At 28.3% G+C, this 23,111-nt stretch carries 25 protein-coding genes; 5 read left to right on the forward strand and 20 right to left on the reverse strand.

Annotation, left to right across the window (positions count from 1 at the left end; all coding sequences use genetic code 11):
- Window positions 1–208 precede the first annotated feature (208 nt).
- From ispE to Q1J76_RS11015, 10 genes are all read right to left on the reverse strand, one after another.
- Entirely contained in the window at window positions 209–1,063 is an 855-nt protein-coding gene (gene ispE, locus Q1J76_RS10970; RefSeq protein WP_300370220.1) for a 4-(cytidine 5'-diphospho)-2-C-methyl-D-erythritol kinase, read from the reverse strand.
- Window positions 1,064–1,087: 24 nt separating this feature from the next.
- Window positions 1,088–1,498: a hypothetical protein gene (locus Q1J76_RS10975; RefSeq protein WP_300370223.1), complete on the reverse strand. Its 411-nt coding sequence runs from the start codon at window positions 1,496–1,498 to the stop codon at window positions 1,088–1,090.
- 20 nt (window positions 1,499–1,518) lie between these two features.
- Window positions 1,519–2,013, reverse strand: coding sequence for a hypothetical protein (locus Q1J76_RS10980; RefSeq protein WP_300370226.1), 495 nt, complete (start codon window positions 2,011–2,013; stop codon window positions 1,519–1,521).
- Entirely contained in the window at window positions 2,014–3,174 is a 1,161-nt protein-coding gene (locus tag Q1J76_RS10985) for a chemotaxis protein CheB (RefSeq protein ID WP_300370229.1), read from the reverse strand.
- A gap of 16 nt (window positions 3,175–3,190) precedes the next feature.
- On the reverse strand, window positions 3,191–5,578 hold the full coding sequence (gene lnt, locus Q1J76_RS10990; protein WP_300370232.1) for an apolipoprotein N-acyltransferase: 2,388 nt from the start codon (window positions 5,576–5,578) through the stop codon (window positions 3,191–3,193).
- Window positions 5,579–5,677: 99 nt separating this feature from the next.
- On the reverse strand, window positions 5,678–6,133 hold the full coding sequence (locus tag Q1J76_RS10995; RefSeq protein ID WP_300370235.1) for a bacteriohemerythrin: 456 nt from the start codon (window positions 6,131–6,133) through the stop codon (window positions 5,678–5,680).
- 79 nt (window positions 6,134–6,212) lie between these two features.
- Window positions 6,213–7,574, reverse strand: a complete 1,362-nt coding sequence (gene hslU / locus Q1J76_RS11000) for an ATP-dependent protease ATPase subunit HslU (RefSeq protein ID WP_300370238.1) — start codon at window positions 7,572–7,574, stop codon at window positions 6,213–6,215.
- A 2-nt stretch (window positions 7,575–7,576) separates the two neighbouring features.
- Complete coding sequence (hslV, locus tag Q1J76_RS11005; protein WP_300370241.1) at window positions 7,577–8,107, reverse strand: ATP-dependent protease subunit HslV; 531 nt, start codon at window positions 8,105–8,107, stop codon at window positions 7,577–7,579.
- 153 nt (window positions 8,108–8,260) lie between these two features.
- Window positions 8,261–10,246 (reverse strand): ankyrin repeat domain-containing protein, encoded by a 1,986-nt coding sequence (locus Q1J76_RS11010; RefSeq protein WP_300370244.1) that lies wholly within the window; start codon window positions 10,244–10,246, stop codon window positions 8,261–8,263.
- A 220-nt stretch (window positions 10,247–10,466) separates the two neighbouring features.
- Window positions 10,467–11,186, reverse strand: coding sequence for a hypothetical protein (locus tag Q1J76_RS11015; RefSeq protein ID WP_300370247.1), 720 nt, complete (start codon window positions 11,184–11,186; stop codon window positions 10,467–10,469).
- 525 nt (window positions 11,187–11,711) lie between these two features.
- Between Q1J76_RS11015 and Q1J76_RS11020 the strand changes: the two genes are divergently transcribed.
- The 5 genes from Q1J76_RS11020 (at window position 11,712) to Q1J76_RS11040 (ending at window position 16,272) form a co-directional block, all read left to right on the forward strand.
- Window positions 11,712–12,899 (forward strand): iron-containing alcohol dehydrogenase, encoded by a 1,188-nt coding sequence (locus Q1J76_RS11020; RefSeq protein WP_300370250.1) that lies wholly within the window; start codon window positions 11,712–11,714, stop codon window positions 12,897–12,899.
- Between the two features lie 124 nt (window positions 12,900–13,023).
- On the forward strand, window positions 13,024–13,488 hold the full coding sequence (gene fabZ / locus Q1J76_RS11025; protein WP_300370253.1) for a 3-hydroxyacyl-ACP dehydratase FabZ: 465 nt from the start codon (window positions 13,024–13,026) through the stop codon (window positions 13,486–13,488).
- A 32-nt stretch (window positions 13,489–13,520) separates the two neighbouring features.
- Entirely contained in the window at window positions 13,521–14,315 is a 795-nt protein-coding gene (lpxA, locus tag Q1J76_RS11030) for an acyl-ACP--UDP-N-acetylglucosamine O-acyltransferase (RefSeq protein ID WP_300370256.1), read from the forward strand.
- Between the two features lie 17 nt (window positions 14,316–14,332).
- The gene (gene lpxB / locus Q1J76_RS11035) at window positions 14,333–15,463 is read left to right on the forward strand and encodes a lipid-A-disaccharide synthase (protein WP_300370259.1); all 1,131 of its coding nucleotides are present in this window, start codon (window positions 14,333–14,335) and stop codon (window positions 15,461–15,463) included.
- The gene (locus Q1J76_RS11040) at window positions 15,460–16,272 is read left to right on the forward strand and encodes a hypothetical protein (RefSeq protein WP_300370262.1); all 813 of its coding nucleotides are present in this window, start codon (window positions 15,460–15,462) and stop codon (window positions 16,270–16,272) included. The genes lpxB and Q1J76_RS11040 overlap by 4 nt, the downstream gene beginning before the upstream one ends.
- Window positions 16,273–16,287: 15 nt before the next feature.
- Here the strand turns inward: Q1J76_RS11040 and Q1J76_RS11045 are convergent, their stop codons facing one another.
- From Q1J76_RS11045 to secY, 10 genes are all read right to left on the reverse strand, one after another.
- The gene (locus Q1J76_RS11045) at window positions 16,288–16,845 is read right to left on the reverse strand and encodes a Smr/MutS family protein (RefSeq protein WP_300370265.1); all 558 of its coding nucleotides are present in this window, start codon (window positions 16,843–16,845) and stop codon (window positions 16,288–16,290) included.
- A gap of 22 nt (window positions 16,846–16,867) precedes the next feature.
- Window positions 16,868–18,361 carry a transcription termination factor Rho gene (rho, locus tag Q1J76_RS11050; RefSeq protein WP_300370268.1) on the reverse strand — a complete coding sequence of 498 codons (1,494 nt, stop codon included), beginning with the start codon at window positions 18,359–18,361 and terminating at the stop codon, window positions 16,868–16,870.
- Between the two features lie 123 nt (window positions 18,362–18,484).
- Window positions 18,485–18,871: a 50S ribosomal protein L17 gene (gene rplQ, locus Q1J76_RS11055; protein WP_300370271.1), complete on the reverse strand. Its 387-nt coding sequence runs from the start codon at window positions 18,869–18,871 to the stop codon at window positions 18,485–18,487.
- Window positions 18,872–18,903: 32 nt separating this feature from the next.
- Window positions 18,904–19,878: a DNA-directed RNA polymerase subunit alpha gene (locus Q1J76_RS11060; protein WP_300370274.1), complete on the reverse strand. Its 975-nt coding sequence runs from the start codon at window positions 19,876–19,878 to the stop codon at window positions 18,904–18,906.
- Between the two features lie 30 nt (window positions 19,879–19,908).
- Complete coding sequence (gene rpsD, locus Q1J76_RS11065; protein ID WP_300370278.1) at window positions 19,909–20,535, reverse strand: 30S ribosomal protein S4; 627 nt, start codon at window positions 20,533–20,535, stop codon at window positions 19,909–19,911.
- Between the two features lie 26 nt (window positions 20,536–20,561).
- Window positions 20,562–20,972: a 30S ribosomal protein S11 gene (rpsK, locus tag Q1J76_RS11070; RefSeq protein WP_300370281.1), complete on the reverse strand. Its 411-nt coding sequence runs from the start codon at window positions 20,970–20,972 to the stop codon at window positions 20,562–20,564.
- Between the two features lie 16 nt (window positions 20,973–20,988).
- Window positions 20,989–21,378 (reverse strand): 30S ribosomal protein S13, encoded by a 390-nt coding sequence (gene rpsM / locus Q1J76_RS11075; protein ID WP_008723417.1) that lies wholly within the window; start codon window positions 21,376–21,378, stop codon window positions 20,989–20,991.
- A 22-nt stretch (window positions 21,379–21,400) separates the two neighbouring features.
- Complete coding sequence (gene rpmJ, locus Q1J76_RS11080) at window positions 21,401–21,517, reverse strand: 50S ribosomal protein L36 (protein ID WP_008723415.1); 117 nt, start codon at window positions 21,515–21,517, stop codon at window positions 21,401–21,403.
- A gap of 24 nt (window positions 21,518–21,541) precedes the next feature.
- Window positions 21,542–21,760: a translation initiation factor IF-1 gene (gene infA, locus Q1J76_RS11085; RefSeq protein ID WP_012671636.1), complete on the reverse strand. Its 219-nt coding sequence runs from the start codon at window positions 21,758–21,760 to the stop codon at window positions 21,542–21,544.
- Between the two features lie 5 nt (window positions 21,761–21,765).
- A complete protein-coding gene (secY, locus tag Q1J76_RS11090; protein WP_300370286.1) occupies window positions 21,766–23,106 on the reverse strand; it encodes a preprotein translocase subunit SecY in 1,341 nt (446 codons plus the stop codon).
- Window positions 23,107–23,111: the final 5 nt, after the last annotated feature.

The raw sequence follows: 23,111 nt of genomic DNA on the forward strand, positions 1-23,111 counted from the left end.
ATTACCTATTAAAAAACTAGTACCCATCATACCTCTAGATCTTGTACTGCTTGTTTCCAAAACGGATAGGGAATGCTTTGAAGATATAGTATTAGCACCGAAAAATACAGAAGTATATATTAATGATATAATAAATATTTTCTTTAACATCTTTATCGTTCTCTTTATATAATTTCAAAAATTATAACATAAAAAACTTTAAATACAATTAAATTAAACTTAATTTATAAATATCCATATTAATACTTGATTTTAATTTTTGAAAGTCATTTTCTAATTTTTCATCATTATGTTCATACAAAATAAAAAGGGAAGAGCCAGAACCGCTCATAGATACTTTTCTATTTACAATATTTTCTATTTCTGTTTTTATATTTTCTATTTTTTTTTCTAAATCAAAAACATTTTTCTCAAATATATTATATATACTTAAAACTATTTTTTCAAAATTGATACTATTATTATCAAGCATGTTCTTTATAGGAAATATATCCGATTGATTGAAATCATATGATTTAAATCTAGAATATGCTAATTTTGTTGATATATGAATATTCGGATATATTAATATTATATTATATGGAAGTGTAAAACTATAATTTTTTATTTTCTCCCCTATACCAGAAACCCAAGCACAGCCTCCTCTTATAAAAAAAGGAATATCCGCTCCGAATTTTGAAAAAGATTCTATTAATTCATCATTGATATCAATATTCAATTCTTCTAAAAAAAATTTTATAATACTAGCAGCATCAGATGAACCACCTCCAAGTCCTGCCCCTGTAGGTATATTCTTCTCTATATGTATATTATAATTATTTTTTAGATTCATTTCGTTTCTAAAATATTTAAATATCTCTGTTACTATATTCTCTTCATTATTGTCTTCTAATGCAAACTTACCGCTAGTTGAAATACTGTATTCATCAGATTTTTCAATATTTATAATATCATATAAGTCAACAGTATGAAATAAAGATTCTATTAAATGATATCCGTCTTCTCTTTTTGAAGTTATATCAAGATAAATATTTATTTTACAAGGCGATTTTAATACATACATATATTTTCCTATTTTGTATTTTAATCATTTTAAAGGCAATTTATCTATAGATTCTATTTCCCATTTATTTGATTTATTTATAAGCCTAATATAATAATAAGTAGGAGAAAATTCTGTATTTCTAATGATGTAATAACCTCTGTAAGGATTAGCACTGTCGCCTATTGTATAATTTATAGTTACAGAGAATTCTTTATTTGAAGATGATATTAATTTTTTAAGAGAATCATTATTATCTATTAAAATATTTTTTATATCTGCAATATTTTTTATATTAGAATTTTTCTCTATCCAATTGATATTATCATTTAATATTTCATTTTTAAAATCATTATAAAAAAGAAATAAAGTTTTTTTCTTACTGCTGTCCAAATCATCTAAACAAGATACAATCAATGTTAATATAATAATTAATATGATAAAAAGTTTTTTCATTAAACAATCCTATTTTTTAATTAAATATTTAAAAAGTTAATAGTAATTAAATTCCATTTATTATTCAAATAAATTGCAACAAATTCAATAGAGTTTTCAGAAATTTTATTAAAAGACGGATATTCAATTTGAGCTACCGAAATGCCTTTGTATACTCTATATGTAACATTAACATCATAATATCCTCCGTCTTTAGGAAGATAATTACAAAGAGAATCATCATTATTAGAAAATATCCTTTGATATACAGCACCCCTATTTTTTATAGATTCTATAATATTTATAGGAGTCAATTCATATATTAAACTCATTTCATTTAAAGTAGATATAAATTTATCATCTATATCCAAAGCAAAATTAGAAGTGAATTCCAAAGTATCTTTATTCGATATTAAAGTAGATATATAACTTTCATATTCATATAAACTATATTCAATACTGCTATAATCTTTCTTTTTATTACAAGAAAAAAGTACAATAATCAATATAATAATTAAAATAAAATTCTTTTTCATTTATAACTTACCTCTCAAATACTGTATCAAAAATTCAGCAATATCATAAAGCGATAATACCAAATGTGCAACATTATTTTCTATAACACTTCTAGGCATTCCGAATACAGTAGAACTGGCTTTATCCTGAGCAATGGTTAAATTATTATTATTGTATAATTTACTCATACCCAAAGTACCGTCATTTCCCATTCCTGTCATTATTATAGCAATAGCCCTATCTTTTACAACTTCATCAATTGTAGTAAATAAATAATCTACACAAGGAGTATAAATAAATTTTTTATCAGGATCAGGATAAAATTTTATTCTGAGCTTTCCAGTGCTATCCATATATACACCCATATTTTTATCTCCAGGTGATATATAAACTATAGAAGGAAGAATCTCATCATCTACAGCAGCCTCTTTTATTTTTATTTTGCATATATCCTGCAAACTAGAAATGAGAGATGATGAAAACTCTTTAGGTATATGCTGAGATATAAGTATCGGAATAGGAAAATCTTTAGGAATACTTGGAAGCATTATTCTAAGTGCCCTAGGACCTCCTGTTGATATTCCTATAGCAATTAAAAGAGGGGCTTTGAAATCTTTTCTAAAAGACTTACTTAAAGCCGTTGCCACTTCCTTTTGATTAAAAGGCATTATCCTTATATTCTCATCAAATTTACAGATATCGCTTTTTTTATGTTCTTTGAATGACTCTTTATTATTATAGGCATTTAATATATTAGAATTATAATCAAAATCTCTTCTAATACTAGGATCGGTTTTAGTTATTTTCAGTATACGCCCTAATATATTATCCTCAATGAAATCATTAGAAATATTTAGAGGTTTATATATTATATATAAAGCACCTAAACCCAAAGCCCTTGAATATAAATCTTTATTCTGTGCTAAAGAACTCATAATTAAGATATTTACTTTTATATCATCTTTTTTTAATAATTTTAAAAGCTCCATTGCCCCCATTAACGGCAAATCTATATTCATCACAACAAAATCAGGTTTCATTGATATTATAGATTTATATGCATCTATACCATTATTAACAATACATACAACATCTATTCTATAATGATTAGATAAAACATTATTTAACATATTACTAATCACTTTAGAATCTTCTGCTATAAGTATTTTAATATCTCCCATATATAAATTACCTTAATCAATCCTCTTTTTTCAAATTATTATTTTTTTTAATATCTTTATTATTAAAACCTTCTTCATTTTCTTCTATGATTGTACTTAAAACAGAAGAAATATTAGATGCAAAGTTATTATCTTCAAATATTCTATATTTATTAGAATCTTCTATTATATCAGACATTTCTTTTGAATAATCTATATCTTTTTTATCAGTAAATAAATCTATAGCTTTACTATCATTTTCTCCAAGTTTGCTAATCTTTCTAGGTGTAATATCTTTCTTTACAGCAATATTAGAAACATTTTTATTATTATTGTTTTTATTAGTTTCATTAACAGTAACTTTATTATTAATTTCTTTACTGTTAGTTCTATTAACAGAAGCTTTATTACTATTTTCTTTATTAGTAACTTCTTTTCTACTATTTTCTTTATTAGTAACTTTCACTTCTTTTTTATCATCATTTTTAGAAACTAATTCTTCTATATCATCCAAACTAGGTAAATTATCATTATTATCATTATGAAGATATTCATGAACTCTACTTGCTGAAGGAGCAGTAACCTCAGCATTTTTCAAATTCTTATTAAAGAAACGGTTTTTTACAATTTCTTTAATCTCAATTAATGTTTTTGTTGTAGCAAATAATATAAGTACAGAAATGGATACCAAACAAAGGTATACAAACCACTCCCCAAATCTCGTATATATTGTTAATTTACTATTTAATGCTACATTTGCAATCATATAATCAGGTTTCCAAAAAGGAAGAGTAGAAATAATTTTACCTGTACTGGATATATGACCTGTAACTCCAGAATTACCATTATGAACTATATCTCTCCTATTTTCTATAGCTCTGAATATAGACATATAAAAATGCTGTAATAAAGATTCATCACTATAAGACCAAGCATCTTCTGTAATAACCGCTAAAGTTTGAGCACCATCATAAACAAATTTTCTAACAAAATCTCCAAAAGCACTTTCAAAACATATAACCCCAGAAAATCTATATCCATTAGGATGATTAAATACAGTTAAATTTTTACCTCTATTCCATCTATTAGCCCCTGCTTTATCAAATTGGGTATACATAAAGTTTATTATATTTTTGAAAGGGAAAGTATTAAGTAAAAACTCATTATCCTGAAACGGATATGATTCTCCACCTGGAACAAGTTTTATTTTGGAATATTCTGCTATAACATTTCCTCTATCATTAATAAATTCCATACCATTATAATATTTGTACGGATTATATGCATTTTCATTAGTATCTTCTTTAATAATTGTAGTACCAAGCAAATGATATGTTTGAGTATATCTAATCATATCATAAAGTATATATGTATTATATATTCCAGGATACATAGAATTCGATGCAAGCCCATAATCAAAAGCCTCTTTATATTCGGATCTGTAAAAACCATATGAATCTAAAGTAACCGATTCAGGATACACTATTAAAGAAGGCTTGGATAAAGAAGCATTTTTTGCAAGTTTGACTATTCTTTTAACAGAGATAGTACCATTTTGAGTTACGCCATCAGGTTTTTCTTCACTTACAAACTTTTCAGGCTTTAAAAGAAATTTCTCTGCAAAACCTTGTATGCCTTTAGAGCCTTTTCTAAAAGGTTCTCCTGTATATATATTATTCCAATAAATATTAGGGTCAAAGGATTTTTGTATCAATGCTATGGCAGTTTTAGGCTGTAATGTCCTTCTAGATTCTTCTACATTTATTTTTATAGCACCATATATAATAATTAATATGAATGATGATATAAATATTAATGCTGGAATATATGTTATCTTATATTTATTTTTATCTTTCTCAGCATATAATAATAAATAATGACTGATAATAGAATTAGAAAAATAAATAAAGAAACTTATGCCAAGCACCCCCCAAATATCAGCAGATTGTATAAAAAGAGAAAAATTCCATTGAGAATATCCTACAATTCCCCAAGGAAATCCAAGATATCCCACATTACGCATATACTCCATAAATGTAAATACAAGCGGTACAGCTATAAATCTAAACTCAGGCAACTTTTTTGATAAAAATCCGCTTAACAGCATAGCTGGAAAATAAAATAGAAATACTATTAAAAACAATATTGTAAATAAAGTAAGAAAAGAAACTATGGCTTCAGTTTCTTTCAGCATAAATGAGGTTACCCACATAAGCAGATAACCAAAAAACATAAGAACAAATATAGATGATGCTATAACATAATATCTAATTTTATCTGCCTTATATATTATAATATTAAGTGGAACAAAAGCAATAAAAGACATTGGAAATAGATTAAGAGGAGGAAAAGCTAAAGAGAGAAGTATAGCACTAATAATACTTAATATAATTACACCAACTATGTATGAGTTACTTTTCGACACTTAAAAAATCCTATTATTTTTTAAACAACAATCTCTTATTCAAAGGGAAATAACAAATTATATAAAAACCTTGATAACTATATTAGAAATAGTGCTTTATTAATGACCTTCTTTTTTCTTTAAGGCTTCTTTAATTTCATTTACAAATTTCTTATCTTGGAAACCTATATGCTCCAAAAGCCAATCTTTTAGGAATTTAATAAATTTATTAGCTACGAAAGGCTGACCTTCTTCATATTTCCTAATTTGATCAACTATTTCTAGATAAAAACTTTTATGCATAGCCTTATGATTCTCAGCATCAGAATAATTAATCAAGTCCATTATTTTTTCTTCTGTTTTAAAGTGATATTGAGTATAATCTATACATTTTTTAATTGCTTTAATAAAGGCTTCATTGGTATTAGCACTGTTATCTACAGTTGCTAAATAAAGTTCATTAACAATATTAACTAATTCTTTATGCTGACTATCTATAAGTTTATGTCTTGTTTCATACAAAGGCACCCATTTGATAAATACACTAGCTTCTTGTTGTTCATTGTTATTATCCATCATTTACTCCATTAAAATTTGCTTATATTTTATATTTTATAAAAAAATAATGAAAAATCTACAATATATAAAAACACTATTACAATATATATCTACTTATATCCCTATTATCCTCAATATCTTTCATAGCATCTTTTATATTATCGGCATTAATTTTTATAAATTCACCTTTATGTTCATCTGCACTGAAAGAAATTTCCTCAAAAACTTTTTCCATAATAGTATAAAGTCTTCTAGCACCTATATTTTCTACATTAGTATTTATATTATAGGCAATATCGGCTATCGCGGATAAAGCATCTTCCTCAAATTCTATAGTTACCCCCTCAGTTTTTAAAAGTTCCTGATACTGCTTTGTTATGGCATTTTTAGGATTAACAAGTATATCTTTAAAATCTTCTTTAGATAAAGCCTTCAATTCCACCCTTATAGGAAATCTTCCCTGAAGCTCTGGAATCAAATCAGAAGGTTTATTAATATGAAAAGCTCCTGCAGCTATAAATAATATATGATCTGTTTTTATAGTACCATACCTTGTATTTACAGTAGTACCTTCTACTATAGGAAGCAAATCTCTCTGTACTCCATGACGGGCTACATCGGCACTATCTGTTTTATTACCGCTTGCTATTTTATCTATTTCATCTAAAAAAATTATACCCATATTTTCTGTAAGACTTAAAGCATCAGAAGTAATTTTATCCATATCTATAAGAGATTCAGAAGCCTCATTAATCAAATATTTTTTTGCCTCTTTAACTCTAAGACGCTTATGTTTTTTGTTTTGAGGCATAATACTTCCTACCATAGACTGAATCATATCGCTTTCTTCAAAACCCATACCAGGAATTATACCAAACATTCTATTATTTCCGCCTGATATTTTAAGCTCAACATAACTTTCATCAAAATCGCCATTAGATATACGCTTTTTTATCTGTTCTTTAGCATTTTTTTTCTTTTCGGACTCTTCTTGGGATAAATTATCATCATTCTCTTTTTTTACAGAAGGAAGTAATAATTTAGCCAATTTATCCAAAGCTATTTCTGTAGCTTCTTTTTCTACTTCTTTCATCATAGCTGATTTTAAATCGAATATTGCCACATTAACTAAATCACGCACCATACTTTCAACATCTCGTCCAACATAACCTACTTCAGTATATTTTGTAGCCTCAACCTTAATAAAAGGAGCATTAACTAATTTGGCAAGTCTTCTGGCAATTTCTGTTTTACCAACTCCAGTAGGTCCTATAAGTATTATATTTTTAGGTGCTACCTCATCTTTCAATTCTTCTGGTAAATGTCTTCTTCTATATCTATTTCTCAAAGCTATAGCAACAGAACGTTTAGCCTCTACCTGTCCGATTATATATTGATCTAGAGCTTCAACTATTTTTCTAGGTGTAAGTTCGCTTTCTAATTTCGCATCAAATGACATATTTACTCTATTACCTCCAAAGAAATATTACTGTTAGTGTATATACATATTTTAGAAGCTATTTCAAGTGATTTCCTAGCTATTTCTTTAGCTGACAAGTCGGTATTCTCACTTAAAGCCATAGCAGCAGCCTTAGCATACTGTCCGCCACTTCCTATAGCTAATATATTATTCTCACTTTCTATAACATCGCCATTACCAGAAAGTAAAAGCATTTTCTCTTTACTTGCAACTATAATAAGTGCCTGTAAATTCCTAAGCATCTTATCAGTTCTCCATTCACGGGCAAGCTCAACTGCAGCTCTAGTCAAATCGCCTGAAAACTCCTGAAGTCTTTTCTCAAATTTTTCAAATAATGTGAAAGCATCTGCTGTAGAACCCGCAAAACCTGATATTACCTTTCCACCGTATAATTTTCTTAATTTAACCGCATTCGGTTTCATTACAGTTTCACCTAATGTAACCTGTCCATCTCCTGCTATTGCTGTAATTCCGTCTTTACATACTGCACATATTGTAGTACCCTTAAACATATATTATTATCCTCTTTTTTAAAATTGAGATATTTACTATATATTGTATTATATATTTATATCTAATGCAAATTTATTAAATGATAGGCTTGAAATCTAATAAAGAATTTCAAGCCTAAATTATATAATTTATATAATTATAAAAAGCTTATTTTACCACCATTTTTTATTCAAATCAGGCTTTCTTATATATTCTGGAAGTATCAAATCTTTACTTTCAGTATTCTTATCATTATTCTCAGGTATATATTGAGAAGCACCTCTCAAATAAGTAGCTATATTTTCATAACCATTATCAGAAGCCAAATCAGCAGCAGTATATCCATCACCGTCTTTTAAAGTTTTATCTGCATTACACTTTTCTACTAAAGCCATAACGCTATCTATATTACCATAAGCAGCCGCATAATGTAAAGCTGTATCATTATTAGAATCTTTGATATTAACATCAGCATTTCCTTCATTAACCAAAGAAACTAAAGCATCAACATTATTTTCTAAAGCTGCATAATGTATAGGATACATATTCTCATTATTTTTTATATTAACACTTGATTTATCAGCATTAACTATATTTTTTATAACATCAGCAGATGCATACATTGAAGCATAATGTAAAGCTGTATTGCCATCTGTATTTTGTATTTTACTATCAGATCCATATTTCAAAAGCAAATTAACTGTAGAAGGATTATCTTTCATAGCAGCCCAATGCAAAGGAGTATCATTTCCATTATTATCTGTTTCATTTACTAATGTTTTATCTTTCTCTAATAATAATGTAATCGCATCATCATTGCCATTAGCAGCAGATACATGTATAGGCATAGATCCATCTACATCATCTCTAGCTCTAATATCGCATCCTGCATTGATTAAAGCATAAACGATATCAGCATTTCCTGTATATGCAGCAGTAATTAAAGGAGTAGCACCGCCTAAATACCAATTATTCAAAGTAGCTTTATAAGGAAGTTTAACTTCTTTATTAATATCTTTATATGTAAGAAGTATCTCTACAGAATCCAAACTATTCTTAATAACAGCTAAATGTAAAGGACTATATCCATTTTCATCTATAAAGTTAGGATTAACACCCTCTTTTACTAAAGTATTTAAAGCTATTATATCATTATTTTTAATAGCAACCAACATCTCAAGCTGTTTTACATCTAATTCTGTATTATTAGTTTGATTCTCATTATTTTCTACATAAATTTCACCGTTTTGCTCTAATTCTTCTACATTATTATCAGAAGTTTCTTCTACATTATTATTATCAGAAGTTTCTTCTGCTACTTCAGTATTCTCTTCATTATTCTTATTTTCATTATTTTCAGCAACAGCAGTATTATCTTCTCTTTCTATATTATTATTACCTGCTAAATATTTTTTAACATCATCGCGTCTTGCATAATATATAGGATTATTTCCATCTTTAGTTTTGCTCTCTTTATCCGCTCCTAAATCAACAAGTATTTGTACTGTTTGAAGAGATGAAAAAGCAGCTGCATAATGTAAAGGGGTCCAGCCGTCAGCATCTTTAGCTTCTATATCAGCACCATTTTCCATTAATAATTTCACAGTTTCAGGCTTATCCTTCATAGTAGCCCAATGTAATGGAGTATTTCCTCTATTATCTACATCATTTATTGTAGTAGGATCTTTATCGAGCAATATTTTTACAACCTCATTATTACCATTAGCAGAAGCCATATGTATAGCCATGCTACCATCAACATCATCTTTAGCTTTAATATCAGCATTATTTTCAAGTAAAGCAGTAACTATATTAGGCTCTCCTATATATGAAGCTAATATTAAAGGAGCAGCACCTCCCAAGTACCAGCCGTCTATACTAACCTTCATATCTAATTTTGAATTAATATCTATATTTTCATTTTTTAAAAGTGCATTCACAGTATTCAAATCTCTATTATAAATGGCTCTATGTAAAGGTGTATATCCCTCTTCGTCTAATACATTTATATTTATATCTATAGAATTTGATAATATATTTGATACATTATCTGCATTCTTTTCGTTAATAGCATTAAATAAAATAGTTTCATCGGCAGTTAATGCAAATACAGAATAACTAAAAGTTAATAATACAATTAAAAATTTAATATGTTTCACCTTTAATACTCCAACCTCATAAAATATGTTAATAACATAAGTATATTAGATAATAAATAAATATCAAGTACAATAAAAATTTATATTATAAAAAATTTTATAAAAAATAAAAAATTATGCTTTAATAAACAAATATCAAGCACAGTAAGAAATCAATAAAAATCTCATGCACTTGATATTTTTTGATACAATATTTATTAACAGACTTAAAAAACAATTATCATTTAGCCCTTCCAAAAGAAATGCCCAAATAAAGCTCTACAGCAAAAGAAGAAAAATTATACTTATTATATACCCAATAAGGACCCAATCTATCATTATCAAGCTCCATACCAAAATTATATATTAAATTTCCTCCTGTCTTGAAAGACCATCTGTCTGAAAAATAAAAATATCTTACAACATTTAATTTCACATAAGGCATAAAAGGAAGCTTATACATAAAAGCAATATTTTTTTGATTAAACTCTGTCATCTCACTATAATCACCCATTCCAAATGAATAATCTGCCTTATTGGCTGTACTGTATAAAGGAATAAAAATTCCGCCTCCTATACCTAGAGAAACTTTATTGTGAAAATTTAGTCTAAGCAAATATCCTAAAATAATACTATGATAATCATATATATAATAAGCCTGATCGGTATAATCATCTTTATTGCCTCTTCTCTCCCTCTTATAATAATTATATCCTGTTTCAATCATACTGCTTATACTGGTTAAAATATTATTATTAATTTCATCATTTCTGCCCAATGACAGCAATACGCCTAATGAAAGTCCTGAACCTGCTCTAAAACCATCTAAATTATCAAAAAAGTTTCCTTCTTGATAGCTGAAATCAAATGTACTGCCTGAAAAAACAGAAAAATCAAATTCAAAGGAAGAAGCAAATACTATATTTGAAAATATAAATAGTATTATTAGTATATTTTTCATAAATTATCCATTAATTATTAATTGATACTTTTATAAGTGTATCGTAATTACAATAATAATCAACTATAAATTCACAAAAAACATAATAAAAGCTTGGGCGGGCGTTAACATTTATATATATGCATTAAAAAAAATTAAAATTAAAATTTCAAAATCTAACATAATAATATAAAGGGCGGGGTATGTTATTAAAGTTTTAAAACTTATTTTCATTCCCCTCCCTATATATTTTATAATCTATTTTGAAATTTCTGTTTTTTTATTTTTTAAAACTTATACTGTAATTATAAAACCCGCCCTAGTTTTAATTAAAATTTATAATTCGTATTAACGCAGCTTCAATATATTTTAATTATAATGCAATGTTAAATAGAATTTAATTTATATTTTAAATTATTCCAACCGTGTGTGAAAGTATAAAAGGATTTAAACGATATATTTTTTTTAATCAATATTGTATTATAGAAAAAATTATCTATAATATATTTTCAGGAAATAAAAAATATAATTAAGGAAAAAATTATTATGCAGAATTTTATATATAGCAATCCAACAAAAGTAATATTTGGAAAAGATACAGAAAATACAGTTGCAAATGAAATAAAAAATTTTGGTGGTACAAAAGTATTTATAGTATATGGCTCTAAGAGTGTGAAAGAAAGCGGACTTCTTGAAAAAGTAGAAAATATAATAAAAAAAGAAAATATCGAATACAAACTATTCGGGGGAGTAAGAGCAAACCCTACACTATCACATGCCAGAGAAGGAGTAAAACAGGCATTAGATTTTCATACTGATTTTATACTTGGAATAGGAGGTGGAAGCGTTATTGATACAGCTAAAGCTATAGCAATAGGTGTTGCCAATTCAGATACTGATATATGGGATTTTTGGACTGGAGTAAAAAAGATAGAAAAAAGTATTTCTGTAGGATGCATACTCACAATAGCTGCTGCAGGAAGTGAAACTAGTACGGCTGCCGTTCTTACTAATGAAGATACTAAAGATAAAAGAGGAATTCATACAGATTTTAACCGACCTAGATTTACAATAATGAATCCTGTTCTTACTTTTAGTTTGCCTTATTATCAAGTAGCCTGCGGTATAGTTGATATGCTTATGCATACTTTTGAGAGATATTTTGCAGATAGTGAAGGATCTATAAACGGTAATAATAATCAAACAACAGATGCAATTGCAGAAGCAGTTTTAAGAACTATTTTTAAGAATGGTTTAATAGCAATGGAAGATAAAACTAATTATGATGCTATGAGCGAACTTATGTGGTGCGGAAGTTTATCACATAATACTTTAACAGGACTTGGACTTGCCTCCGATTTTGTAGTTCATAAATTCGGACATGAATTAAGTGCCAAATTTGATTGTGCCCATGGAGCAAGCCTTTCTGTAATGTGGGGATATTGGGCTAAATACTGTTTAAAAGATAGAAAAGAAAGATTTATTCAATACTCAAAAAATGTTTGGAATATAGATGATGATACTGGACTTAAAGGCATAGAAAAAACTATAGAATATTTTAAACAAATAAATATGCCTACAAACTTTACAGAATTAGGAATCAAAGTGCAAAACGAAAAGGTTTTACAAGATTTAACTAAAAGATGTATAAAAGATGGTAAAATTGAGTTTAAACATTTCAGAGCTTTGAACAGAGATGATGTTTATAATATTTTTAAAATGGCTAATGTTTAACCTAATCAATATTCATTTGAAAAATACATACATAACTATAATTTTTTATACTTGTAACTTTAATCTTATATGGTATAATTTTAATGTATATATTTTGTAATATTTATTAAGGATTTATTTGAAAATGGAAAAAATTAATATAAATAAAATAATGGAATTATTACCTCATAGATACCCTTTTTTACTTGTGGATAGAGTAGAAAGTATCGAAGAAGGAAAAATACATGCTATAAAAAATGTTACTTTCAATGAACCTCAATTCACAGGACATTTTCCAGAAAGCCCTATTATGCCGGGGGTTTTGATGATAGAAGCATTGGCTCAAACTTCTGGTATATACTGCTATACTAAAATATTAAAGCCTGAAGAACTTGATAAAAAATTTATGTTTTTTGCAAAAATAGATAATGTAAAGTTTAAAAATCCTGTTATACCAGGCGATGTTATGGATATGCATGTAACAGTTGAAGCATTCAGTAATAATCTGCTAAAAACTCATGGCGAAGTAAAAGTTGATGGTAAATTAGCATGCTCTGGAGATTTGGGGCTATTTTTAGTTGATAAAGAGGCTATGAAAATAGAAAAATAATTTCTGTTTTTTGTAATATAATAGGAAATAAAATGTCGAATAATATACATAAAACTGCTATAATTTCTAGTTCTGCTAAAATTGCAAATAATGTAGAAATTGGTCCATATGCTATTATAGAAGGCGAAGTAAATATAGGAGAAAACACTGTTATAGGTGCACATTCTGTAATAAAAGAATATACTTCTATAGGAAAAAATAATATAATACATGATCATGCTGTTATAGGAAATCTTCCTCAAGATATACATTTCGATAAAAAAACTGTAAGCTTTCTTGAAATAGGCGATGGAAATGAGATTAGAGAATTTGCTAATTTGCATAGATCATGCAAAGAAAATGGTAAAACTATAATAAAAAATAATTGCTATATAATGGCTACAGGTCATGTGGCACATGATTGTGAAATACATGATAATGTTATAATTTGCAATGGGGCATTGGTAGCAGGGCATGTAAGAGCGGAAAAAGGGGTATTCATATCAGGAAACTGCGTGGTGCATCAATTTTGTGCTATAGGTCAGTATGCTATGATAAGCGGTATGTCTGCTGTTGGAAGAGATATACTTCCATTTGCACTAACAGCTCATGCAGGAGAAGCGATTATTTATAAGTTGAATTTAGTTGGTATGAGAAGAGCTGGTTTTACATCAGAGCAAATTTCTCAGGCAGAAGAGGCTTATGATATGTGGTATAATTGGAATAAAACAAAACAAGAATTTTTAGATACATATTTAAATGATAATTCATTAAATGATATAGCTAGAAGTATTGTAGAGTTTATATCCAAAGCTAAAAGAGGAATCACTCCTAAAAAGACGGTATAATTTAAACATCTACAATTATGAGAATATTTATAGCTACAGGTGAAGTATCAGGGGACATTCAAGGTGCCTTATTAGCAAGAAAAATAAAAGAATTAAATCCAGAAATAATATTAGATGGTTTCGGTGGCATTGAAATGCAAAAAGCAAATGTGAATATACTATCTGATATGTCAACTTTATCAACTATAGGAATATTTGAAGGAGCCAATCCCAAAGTGGCTTTCAAAAATCTAGGTGCTTTCAATATATTAAAAGAGTATCTAAAAAAGAATAAAGTTGATATTATGCTTCTTGTTGATAATCAGGGAGTTAATTTGATTTTAGCAAAATATTGCAAAGCTAATAATATAAATTATATGTACTATTTTCCTCCTCATGTAGGTATATGGGGAGCTTGGAATGCTAAAAGGCTTCTTTCTGCTAAAAAAATAATTACACCTTTCCTATTTGATTATGAAGTATATAAAAAGTTCGGATGCAATGTGATGTATAGCGGACATCCTTTCGCCGATTTGGATTATGATAAAAAGATACCTCAATTAAATATGCCTAAAAAGGAATATACTGTAGGTGTATTATTTGGAAGCAGAAATCAGGAAATAAAAAAATTAGCTCCAGTATTTATAAAATCTATGAGAATGCTTAATGATATGCTGTCATCAAATATAAGATTCATTATACCTGTTGCATATCCTGAATATAAAGAATCTATTGAAAAAATATTAAATAATTATAAAAATTTATTAGACGGCGTTTCATATACATTATTATGTGGAGAAGATAAAGATTATGTTTATGCATATTCAGATGCTCTAATAATGTCAAGCGGTACTGCAAGTCTTTTGGCTGCATGCTATGGTAAGCCTATGGTAATATGCTATAAAATATCTTATATAACTTTTTTACTTGGTAAAATTTTTACAAATATAAAATATGTAGGTATGCCTAATGTACTTCTAAATGAACAAGCTGCTCCTGAACTATTACAAAATGACTGTAATCCTAATGCTATTACAAGTTATATTATTAAATATTTAACTGATAAAGAATACTATAATAAGATAAGTAGTAATTTGCTTAGAGTTAGAGAAACTTTTGGTGAAAAAAATGTACTTGAACGTATAGCAAAAGAGATTATAAACTCATGACAAATATAGAAGATATAAAAAAATATATCAAAAATCATAAAAAAGAACCTATAAAATTTAATATTACTTGGCTTGATAATAGTTCTAAACAAAAAATAAATTTCATATCAGAAGAAATATTAAAAAAATATAATATGACTAAATATAAAGATGATTGTCTATATATAATAATGGAATTGATATCTAATGCTATAAAGGCAAGATACTTACATATAATAACGATAAAAACTCTGATAGAAAGATTTCCAGAATTTTCTGAAAAAATAGAAAATGATAATTATTTTGATGATTATGATATAATGAGTGAGTATTCTAATATAATCAAAGATGAAGAAGAATCTGCGTCGAAATTAAAAGAATATATCAAATTAGAAAATAAACTTATCAAAGATATTGATAATAATATTAAAATAGATGAAAATAAATATTCAGAATTATTATTATTCGATCATAAAATCAAAAAGAAACTTGAAATAAAATTAATAATAAAATGGAATAAAAATAACATAGAATTTGAAATAGTGAATGATGCACCTCTTACTATGGTAAGCAGAACGAGGATAGATTCTAAGAGATTAACTTTTAAAGAGTATTATAAAAATAATTTGATAGAAAAATTCTTTATGGAACAGCTTGATAATACAGAAAGTGCAGGATTTGGATTAGCATTATGCGATTTAAGACTTTTTAATCAGAATTTAGAACCTCATAATCATTTAAAAATATATGGAGAAAATAATAAAACATATTCAAAATTAATACTTCCTATAAAGAAAGCATTTACTCTTGTAGTATATAATAAATATTGATTTTATTCTTAAAAATCATATAGACAAATAAATTATTTTAGCACCACTTCCGCCTAAATTTTTTGGAGCATCAGAAGAATATTTTATATAATCTTTGCCTTCTGTTGCTATATAATACTCAACTAAATTTTTTAAAACAGGTATTTTATTTGTACTGCCAAAACCTTTTCCATGTATTATTAATATTGGACTTATTTTCTTTTTTTGGCATTCATTAATAAAATGTTTAATTTCTATTAATGACCTTTCTACCGTAAATCCATGCAAATCTAATGTTTCTTTTGGAATAACATTTTTTATATTTGGTTTGAATTTAGTATTAACTTTTCCATTATGAAGAGATTTTTTAGAATGATTAGTGCAATCGAGATTTTCAATTGCACTTAAAAACATTTTTTTATCTTCTTCAGTATATGGTAATTGTTCTATTTTATTTTTTTCTTTTTTGATTATTTTTTTTTCAGATTCAATTTTTTTATCTTCTTTTTTTTTTATTTTGCAATCATCAGGACAATATCCATGATCTAAATAAAACTCAAATAATTTTTTATTTTCTTCTGAGTTTTTTTCCATTTTAGTAAAAACCTAATCAAAATTATGAGTTTAATAATCTTAAAAACTCATCATTATCTCTAGTATTTTTCATTTTAGATATAATCTTTTCAATAATTTCATACTCATCAATATTGATACCCTGCCCCTGAGCGCTTCTTATTAAATTCATTTTTACAAGCTCTTCCTCATTAAGAAGTAAATCATCTCTTCTAGTAGAAGAAGAATCAATATCAATAGCAGGGAAAATTCTTCTATTAGCAAATTTTCTCTCCAAATGAAGTTCCATATTACCAGTACCCTTAAACTCTTCATATATATAATCGTCCATTTTACTTCCAGTATCAACTAAAGCTGAAGCAATTATAGTAAGAGATCCTCCCTCTTCGATATTTCTAGCCGCTCCGAAGAATTTTTTAGGTTTATGAAGAGCATTAGAATCAACTCCTCCAGTTAATACCTTACCGCTTGCTGGAACTACCAAGTTATAAGCTCTTGAAAGTCTAGTAATAGAATCCAATATTATAACAACATCATGTTTATTTTCTACAAGTCTTTTTGCTTTCTCTAAAACCATTTCAGAAACCTGACAATGTTTTTCAGGTAATTCATCAAAAGTAGAAGCTATAACTTCAGCCTCTGGGACCTGTCTTTTCATGTCGGTAACCTCTTCAGGACGTTCATCTATAAGAAGAATAAAAAGCTTAATATCAGGATAATTTCTACAAATAGCATTAGCAATTTCCTGAAGCATCATAGTTTTACCAGCTTTAGGAGGTGCAACTATCAAACCTCTTTGTCCTTTACCTATAGGAGAAACTAAATTAATAATACGAGTAGAAATTTTATTAGGAGCAAACTCTAAATCTATACGCTCATTAGGAAAAATAGGAGTAAGTTTATCGAAATGAGGTCTTTTATATAAATTATTAGGTTCTTCTCCATTAACAGTTTCTATTCTAAGCAATGCGAAGAATTTCTCTCCAGCATTATCTTTAGGAGGTCTAACCTCTCCTGTAATAAGATCTCCTGTTCTAAGTCCGAAAAGTCTTATTTGAGCAGGCGAAATATATATATCATCAGGTCCTACTAAATAATTACTATTTTTCGAACGTAAAAAACCAAAGCCATCTTGCAAAGTTTCTAAAGTACCTTCCGCAACAATCTTACCTTCCATAGCAATTTGTGCCCTCAATATGGAATGCATAAGTTCCTGTCTTCTTATATTATTAGTATCTTTTTTTATTCCGTAACTTTCAGCAAATTCTAGAAGTTCCTCAAAAGTTAAAGCACTCAATTTACTAATATAAAGTATATCATGAGGTCTAGTGATTTTTTTAATAACTGCATTATTCTCAATTTCTTCATTAATTAATTCTTCTTTATTTTGAGTCATTTCATCATTATTAGCCTCAGAAGTACTTACAATTTGTCTTATTACTTTTTTTCTTACACTTTTAACTTTCACACCTTGAGGCGATTCTAATTTTTCATTTTCACCAAAAGCTTTAACAGCTTTTTTTGCTTGAGAAGCCATAACAATACCTCCGACAAATATCAATAATGCGAAGTTATAGCGAATATTCGCTATAACACACATAGTTAATATTTATCATAATCTGCTTATATTAGATTTATAAACTTGATTTATTTTTTAATTTTATTTATTTTCAGTTTTAATAGAAGTGCTGTCAGATTCGCAAAGCATCACCACACACATATCAGCAGCATCGCCGAATCTTTTATATGATAAAATTTTTCTTACATAACCGCCGTTTTTATCAGCGTATCTAGGAGCTATATCTTTGAAAAGTTTAGCAAGTATTACTTTATCTTTAATATATTTAGCAATGGTTCTTCTATTATGAACATTGTCAACTTTAGCTCTATATATTATTTTATCAGCTAATTGTTTTATAGCTCTACCTTTTTCTTTAGTAGTTTCTATCTTTTCATATTTAAGTAGAGAAGTAAGCATATTAGAAAGCATAGCTTTTTTATGTGCACTTGTTCTATTAAATTTTTTTACTGTTACTCTATGTCTCATTTTAATATCCTTGAAGTTTATTAACTTTTATATTATCCTCTCATACCTAGATGAGCATTATATTCTGCTAGCTTCTCTTTAATTTCTTCAATGATCATCTCATTAGCACCAATAAGTCTTAAAAGATCAGCATCAGTTTTTACTGCTACCTTATCTAAAGTTTTCAAATCAGAAGCCATTAAGAAATTAGCAGTTCTAACAGAGAATTCCACTTCTTCAATATGTTTACCTTTAAGAGAATCAAGCACAGAGTCTTTAGGCGTTTCTTCTATTTTTTCATCATCTCCATTAGCCTCTTCAGGATCCATAAAATGCTTTAAATTTTCTCTCAAAATTTTAGCAGCTTGAGATAAAGCTTTATCAGGAGCTATATTACCTTTAGTTTCTATCTCAAGAGTAAGTTTACCATAGTCTATACGCTGACCAACTCTTATAGGATCAACATTATATTTTACACTTACAATAGGAGAATAAATAGCATCTATAGCTATAGCAGTAGCATCTTCTAATAATTCAATATTCATTTCAGCAGGTACATAACTATATCCACCTTCTATTTGAATATCCATTTCAAAAGTGTATCCTTCAGCAATTGTAGCTATATAATAATCAGGATTATGCACTTCAACTTCAGTATCATCAGCAACTAAATCTCCAGCTGTAATAACACATGGACCTTCTTTTTTCATATGAATAGTTTTAGTATCAAGATGACTAGGAAGTGAAACTACAACATTTTTAAGATGCATAATCATCACTATAGTATCTTCTTTCATTCCTTCTACATTATCAAATTCATTGCTAACACCCTCTATTTTGATAGTAGTAATAGCATAACCAGGTATAGAAGATAATAGTACTCTTCTTAAAGCATTACCAACTGTTACTGCATATCCTCTCTCAAAAGGCTGAGCTATAAATTTACCATAAGTAGGAGTTAAATCCTTTTTCTCAAAAGTAACTCTATGAGGATGTCTAATAGATTCTAATATTTCTTTTAATGCCATTCTTATAATACCCCTTATAAAAGAGTTCCATTACTTAGAATAGTACTCAATGATGAGCTGTTCGTTAATAGGATACTCTATATGCTCTCTTATAGGTAAAGTTACGATTTCACCCGTTTTACTTGAAAGATCTAAACTCAACCAAGCAGGAACATATTCGCTTTTCAAACCTTCTGCTATAGTTTTTACTTCAGTTACTGCATTACCTCTTTCAGTGAAAGAAATTTTATCGCCAACTTTAACACAGTATGAAGGGATAGTCATTCTTTTACCATTAACTGATATAAATCCATGAACTATAAATTGTCTAGCCTGATTTCTGCTTTTAGCAAATCCAAGTCTATAAACAACATTATCAAAACGAAGTTCCAATAATCTAAGTAAGTTTTCACCAGATACACCAGCTACACGAATAGCTTCATGATAATAATTTCTAAATTGTTTTTCTAAAACACCGTAAATACGTTTAACTTTCTGTTTTTCTCTCATCTGAATACCATATTCTGATAACTGTTTCATTTTGCGGTTAACAGGACCTGGTACCTCTCTCTTTTTTGTTATAGCACATTTAGCGGTAAGACATCTGTCTCCTTTTAACATAAGTTTCATTTTCTCACGGCGACATAATCTACAACTAGCATCTCTATATCTTGCCATATTATTTATCTCCTATTAATACAACTTTATATTCTTCTTCTTTTTTGAGGACGGCAGCCATTATGAGGCATTGGAGTAACGTCCTTAATAAGTTTAACTTTTAATCCTGCAGCTTCAACCGCTCTTATAGAACTTTCTCTTCCCATACCAGGACCTTTAACATAAACTTCTACTTCTCTTACACCCATTTCATAAGCTTTTTTAGATGCTTTTTCACTAGCAACCTGAGCAGCAAAAGGCGTACTTTTTTTACTACTCTTATACTCACCATCTAAACCTGCACTAGCCCATGATAAAGTGTTTCCATTTCTATCTGTTATAGTAACTATTGTATTATTAAAACTAGCTTTTATATGTACTATACCAAAAGCTTCAACTTTCTTATCTTTTTTAATTTTTTTATCTTTTAAAGTTTTTTTACCTTTTTGAGTAGCCACTATTCTCCCCCATTAATTATTTTTTACCTGGTGCTTTTTTCTTACCAGCTATAGCTTTTCTAGCACCGCCGCCTCTTGCATTACGAGAATTGGTACGAGTGCGCTGACCATGTACAGGAAGCCTCTTAATATGACGCATTCCGCGATATGAGTGAATATCTTTTAAACGTTTTATATTATTATAAAGTTCTGTACGTAAATCACCTTCTACTTTAGTAGTGGCTTCTATAGCATCTCTCAAAGCAGTAATTTGTGCATCTGTTAAATCTTTAGCCTTAATAGAATAATCTATATTGGCTTTATCACAAATAACATGTGCAAGAGTACGTCCTATACCATATATATCAGTAAGGGCTATTTCTATTCTTTTATTATTTCTTATCTCAACACCCATTAAGCGTGCCATATTAATTATCTCCTTAAATTAATTACTTCTGTTTTTGTTTATGTCTTGGGTTTTTCTTACATATAACTCTAACGACGCCTTTTCTTTTAACTATTTGGCAGTCATTACAACGTTTTTTTATAGAACTTTTTACTTTCATTGTAACTAATCTCCATTTAATTGATTACTTATAACGATAAATTATTCTGCCCTTTGTTAAGTCATAGGGAGACATTTCTATAGTTACTTTATCACCAGGAAGTATACGAATAAAATTCATACGCATTTTACCTGATATATGAGCCAATATCTTATGACCATTTTCTAATTCTACTCTAAAAGTAGCATTTGGAAGAGGTTCTACTACAGTACCCTCAACCTCTATAGTTTCTCTTTCAGCCATATTATTTACCTTCTCACCTTAGATTTCTTCAATATGCCGTCATAGTTATGCATTTGTAAATAGGACTCTATTTGTTTCAATAACTCAACAGCAACACTAACGCTAATCATTACAGATGTTCCTCCCATCAAATAAACAAGAGAATTATTTGTACCTCTGAAAGGTGCAAATATAGGAATCTTAGACATTAAATCTGGAAATACTGCTATAGCTGCCAAAAATATTGAACCGCCTATAGTAATTCTGCTTAATACTGTTTTAAGATATTCAGCAGTTTGAGTTCCAGGTCTGTATCCTGGAATAAATCCGCCTGATTTTTTAAGATTCTCTGCTATATCATCAGGATTAAACTGTACTGATGTATAAACATAGGCAAACATTATAACTAAAAGACAATAAAGAATTATATAAGCCCAACTACCATAAGAGAAGAACCTAAGCAAAGCATCAAGCCATCTCCATTGAACTCCTCTAGTTAAGCTAGCTACTTGAGCAGGTATTGCCATTAAAGCAGAAGCAAATATTATAGGTATAACTCCAGAAGGGTTGATTTTAAAAGGTATATGAGTAGACTGAGCACCAAATACTTTTCTACCAACCACTCTTTTAGCATACTGAACAGGAATTCTTCTTTGTCCACTTTCTTCATAAACTACACAGAATATTACTATAGCAAAAATAATAAAGAAAAGAACTATTACTAAAGAATTCAAATATTCGCTTTCCCTTTTCTGTATAACATCATAAACACCAGCAGGAATACGAGCAACAATACCAGCGAAAATTATAACAGATATACCGTTACCAAGGCCGCGTTCTGTGATTTGGTCACCCATCCACATCAAGAACATGGTACCAGCAGTAGCTGTTACAACCACTAACAATATAAATCCTATACCAGGATCCATAAATATCATAGCACCTTCATTTATACTCTGTATCCAACTAGCCATAGCTGCAGATTGTACTATACAAAGAACAAGTGTTAGATATCTAACATACTGATTTATTTTTTTACGACCAGTTTCACCTTCTTTTTGCATTCTTTCCAAAGCTGGAATAACCACACCAAGAAGCTGCATTATAATTGAAGCAGAAATATAAGGCATAATACCTAATGCCAATATAGAAAATCTAAATAAAGCACCACCTGAGAATAGATCCATTATAGTTAAAAGACCAGCACCACCTTGTGATGAGGACAAAAAGCCCAATAATGCTGTAGGATCTATACCTGGTGTCGGAATATGACTTCCTATTCTATATACTAATATAGCAATTATAGTAAAAAGAATTCTACTTCTTAACTCTGGTACTCTAAATATATTAGCAAATGATTTCAACATTATAA

It is taken from the genome of Brachyspira sp., assembly GCF_029258575.1.
Taxonomy (GTDB): domain Bacteria; phylum Spirochaetota; class Brachyspiria; order Brachyspirales; family Brachyspiraceae; genus Brachyspira.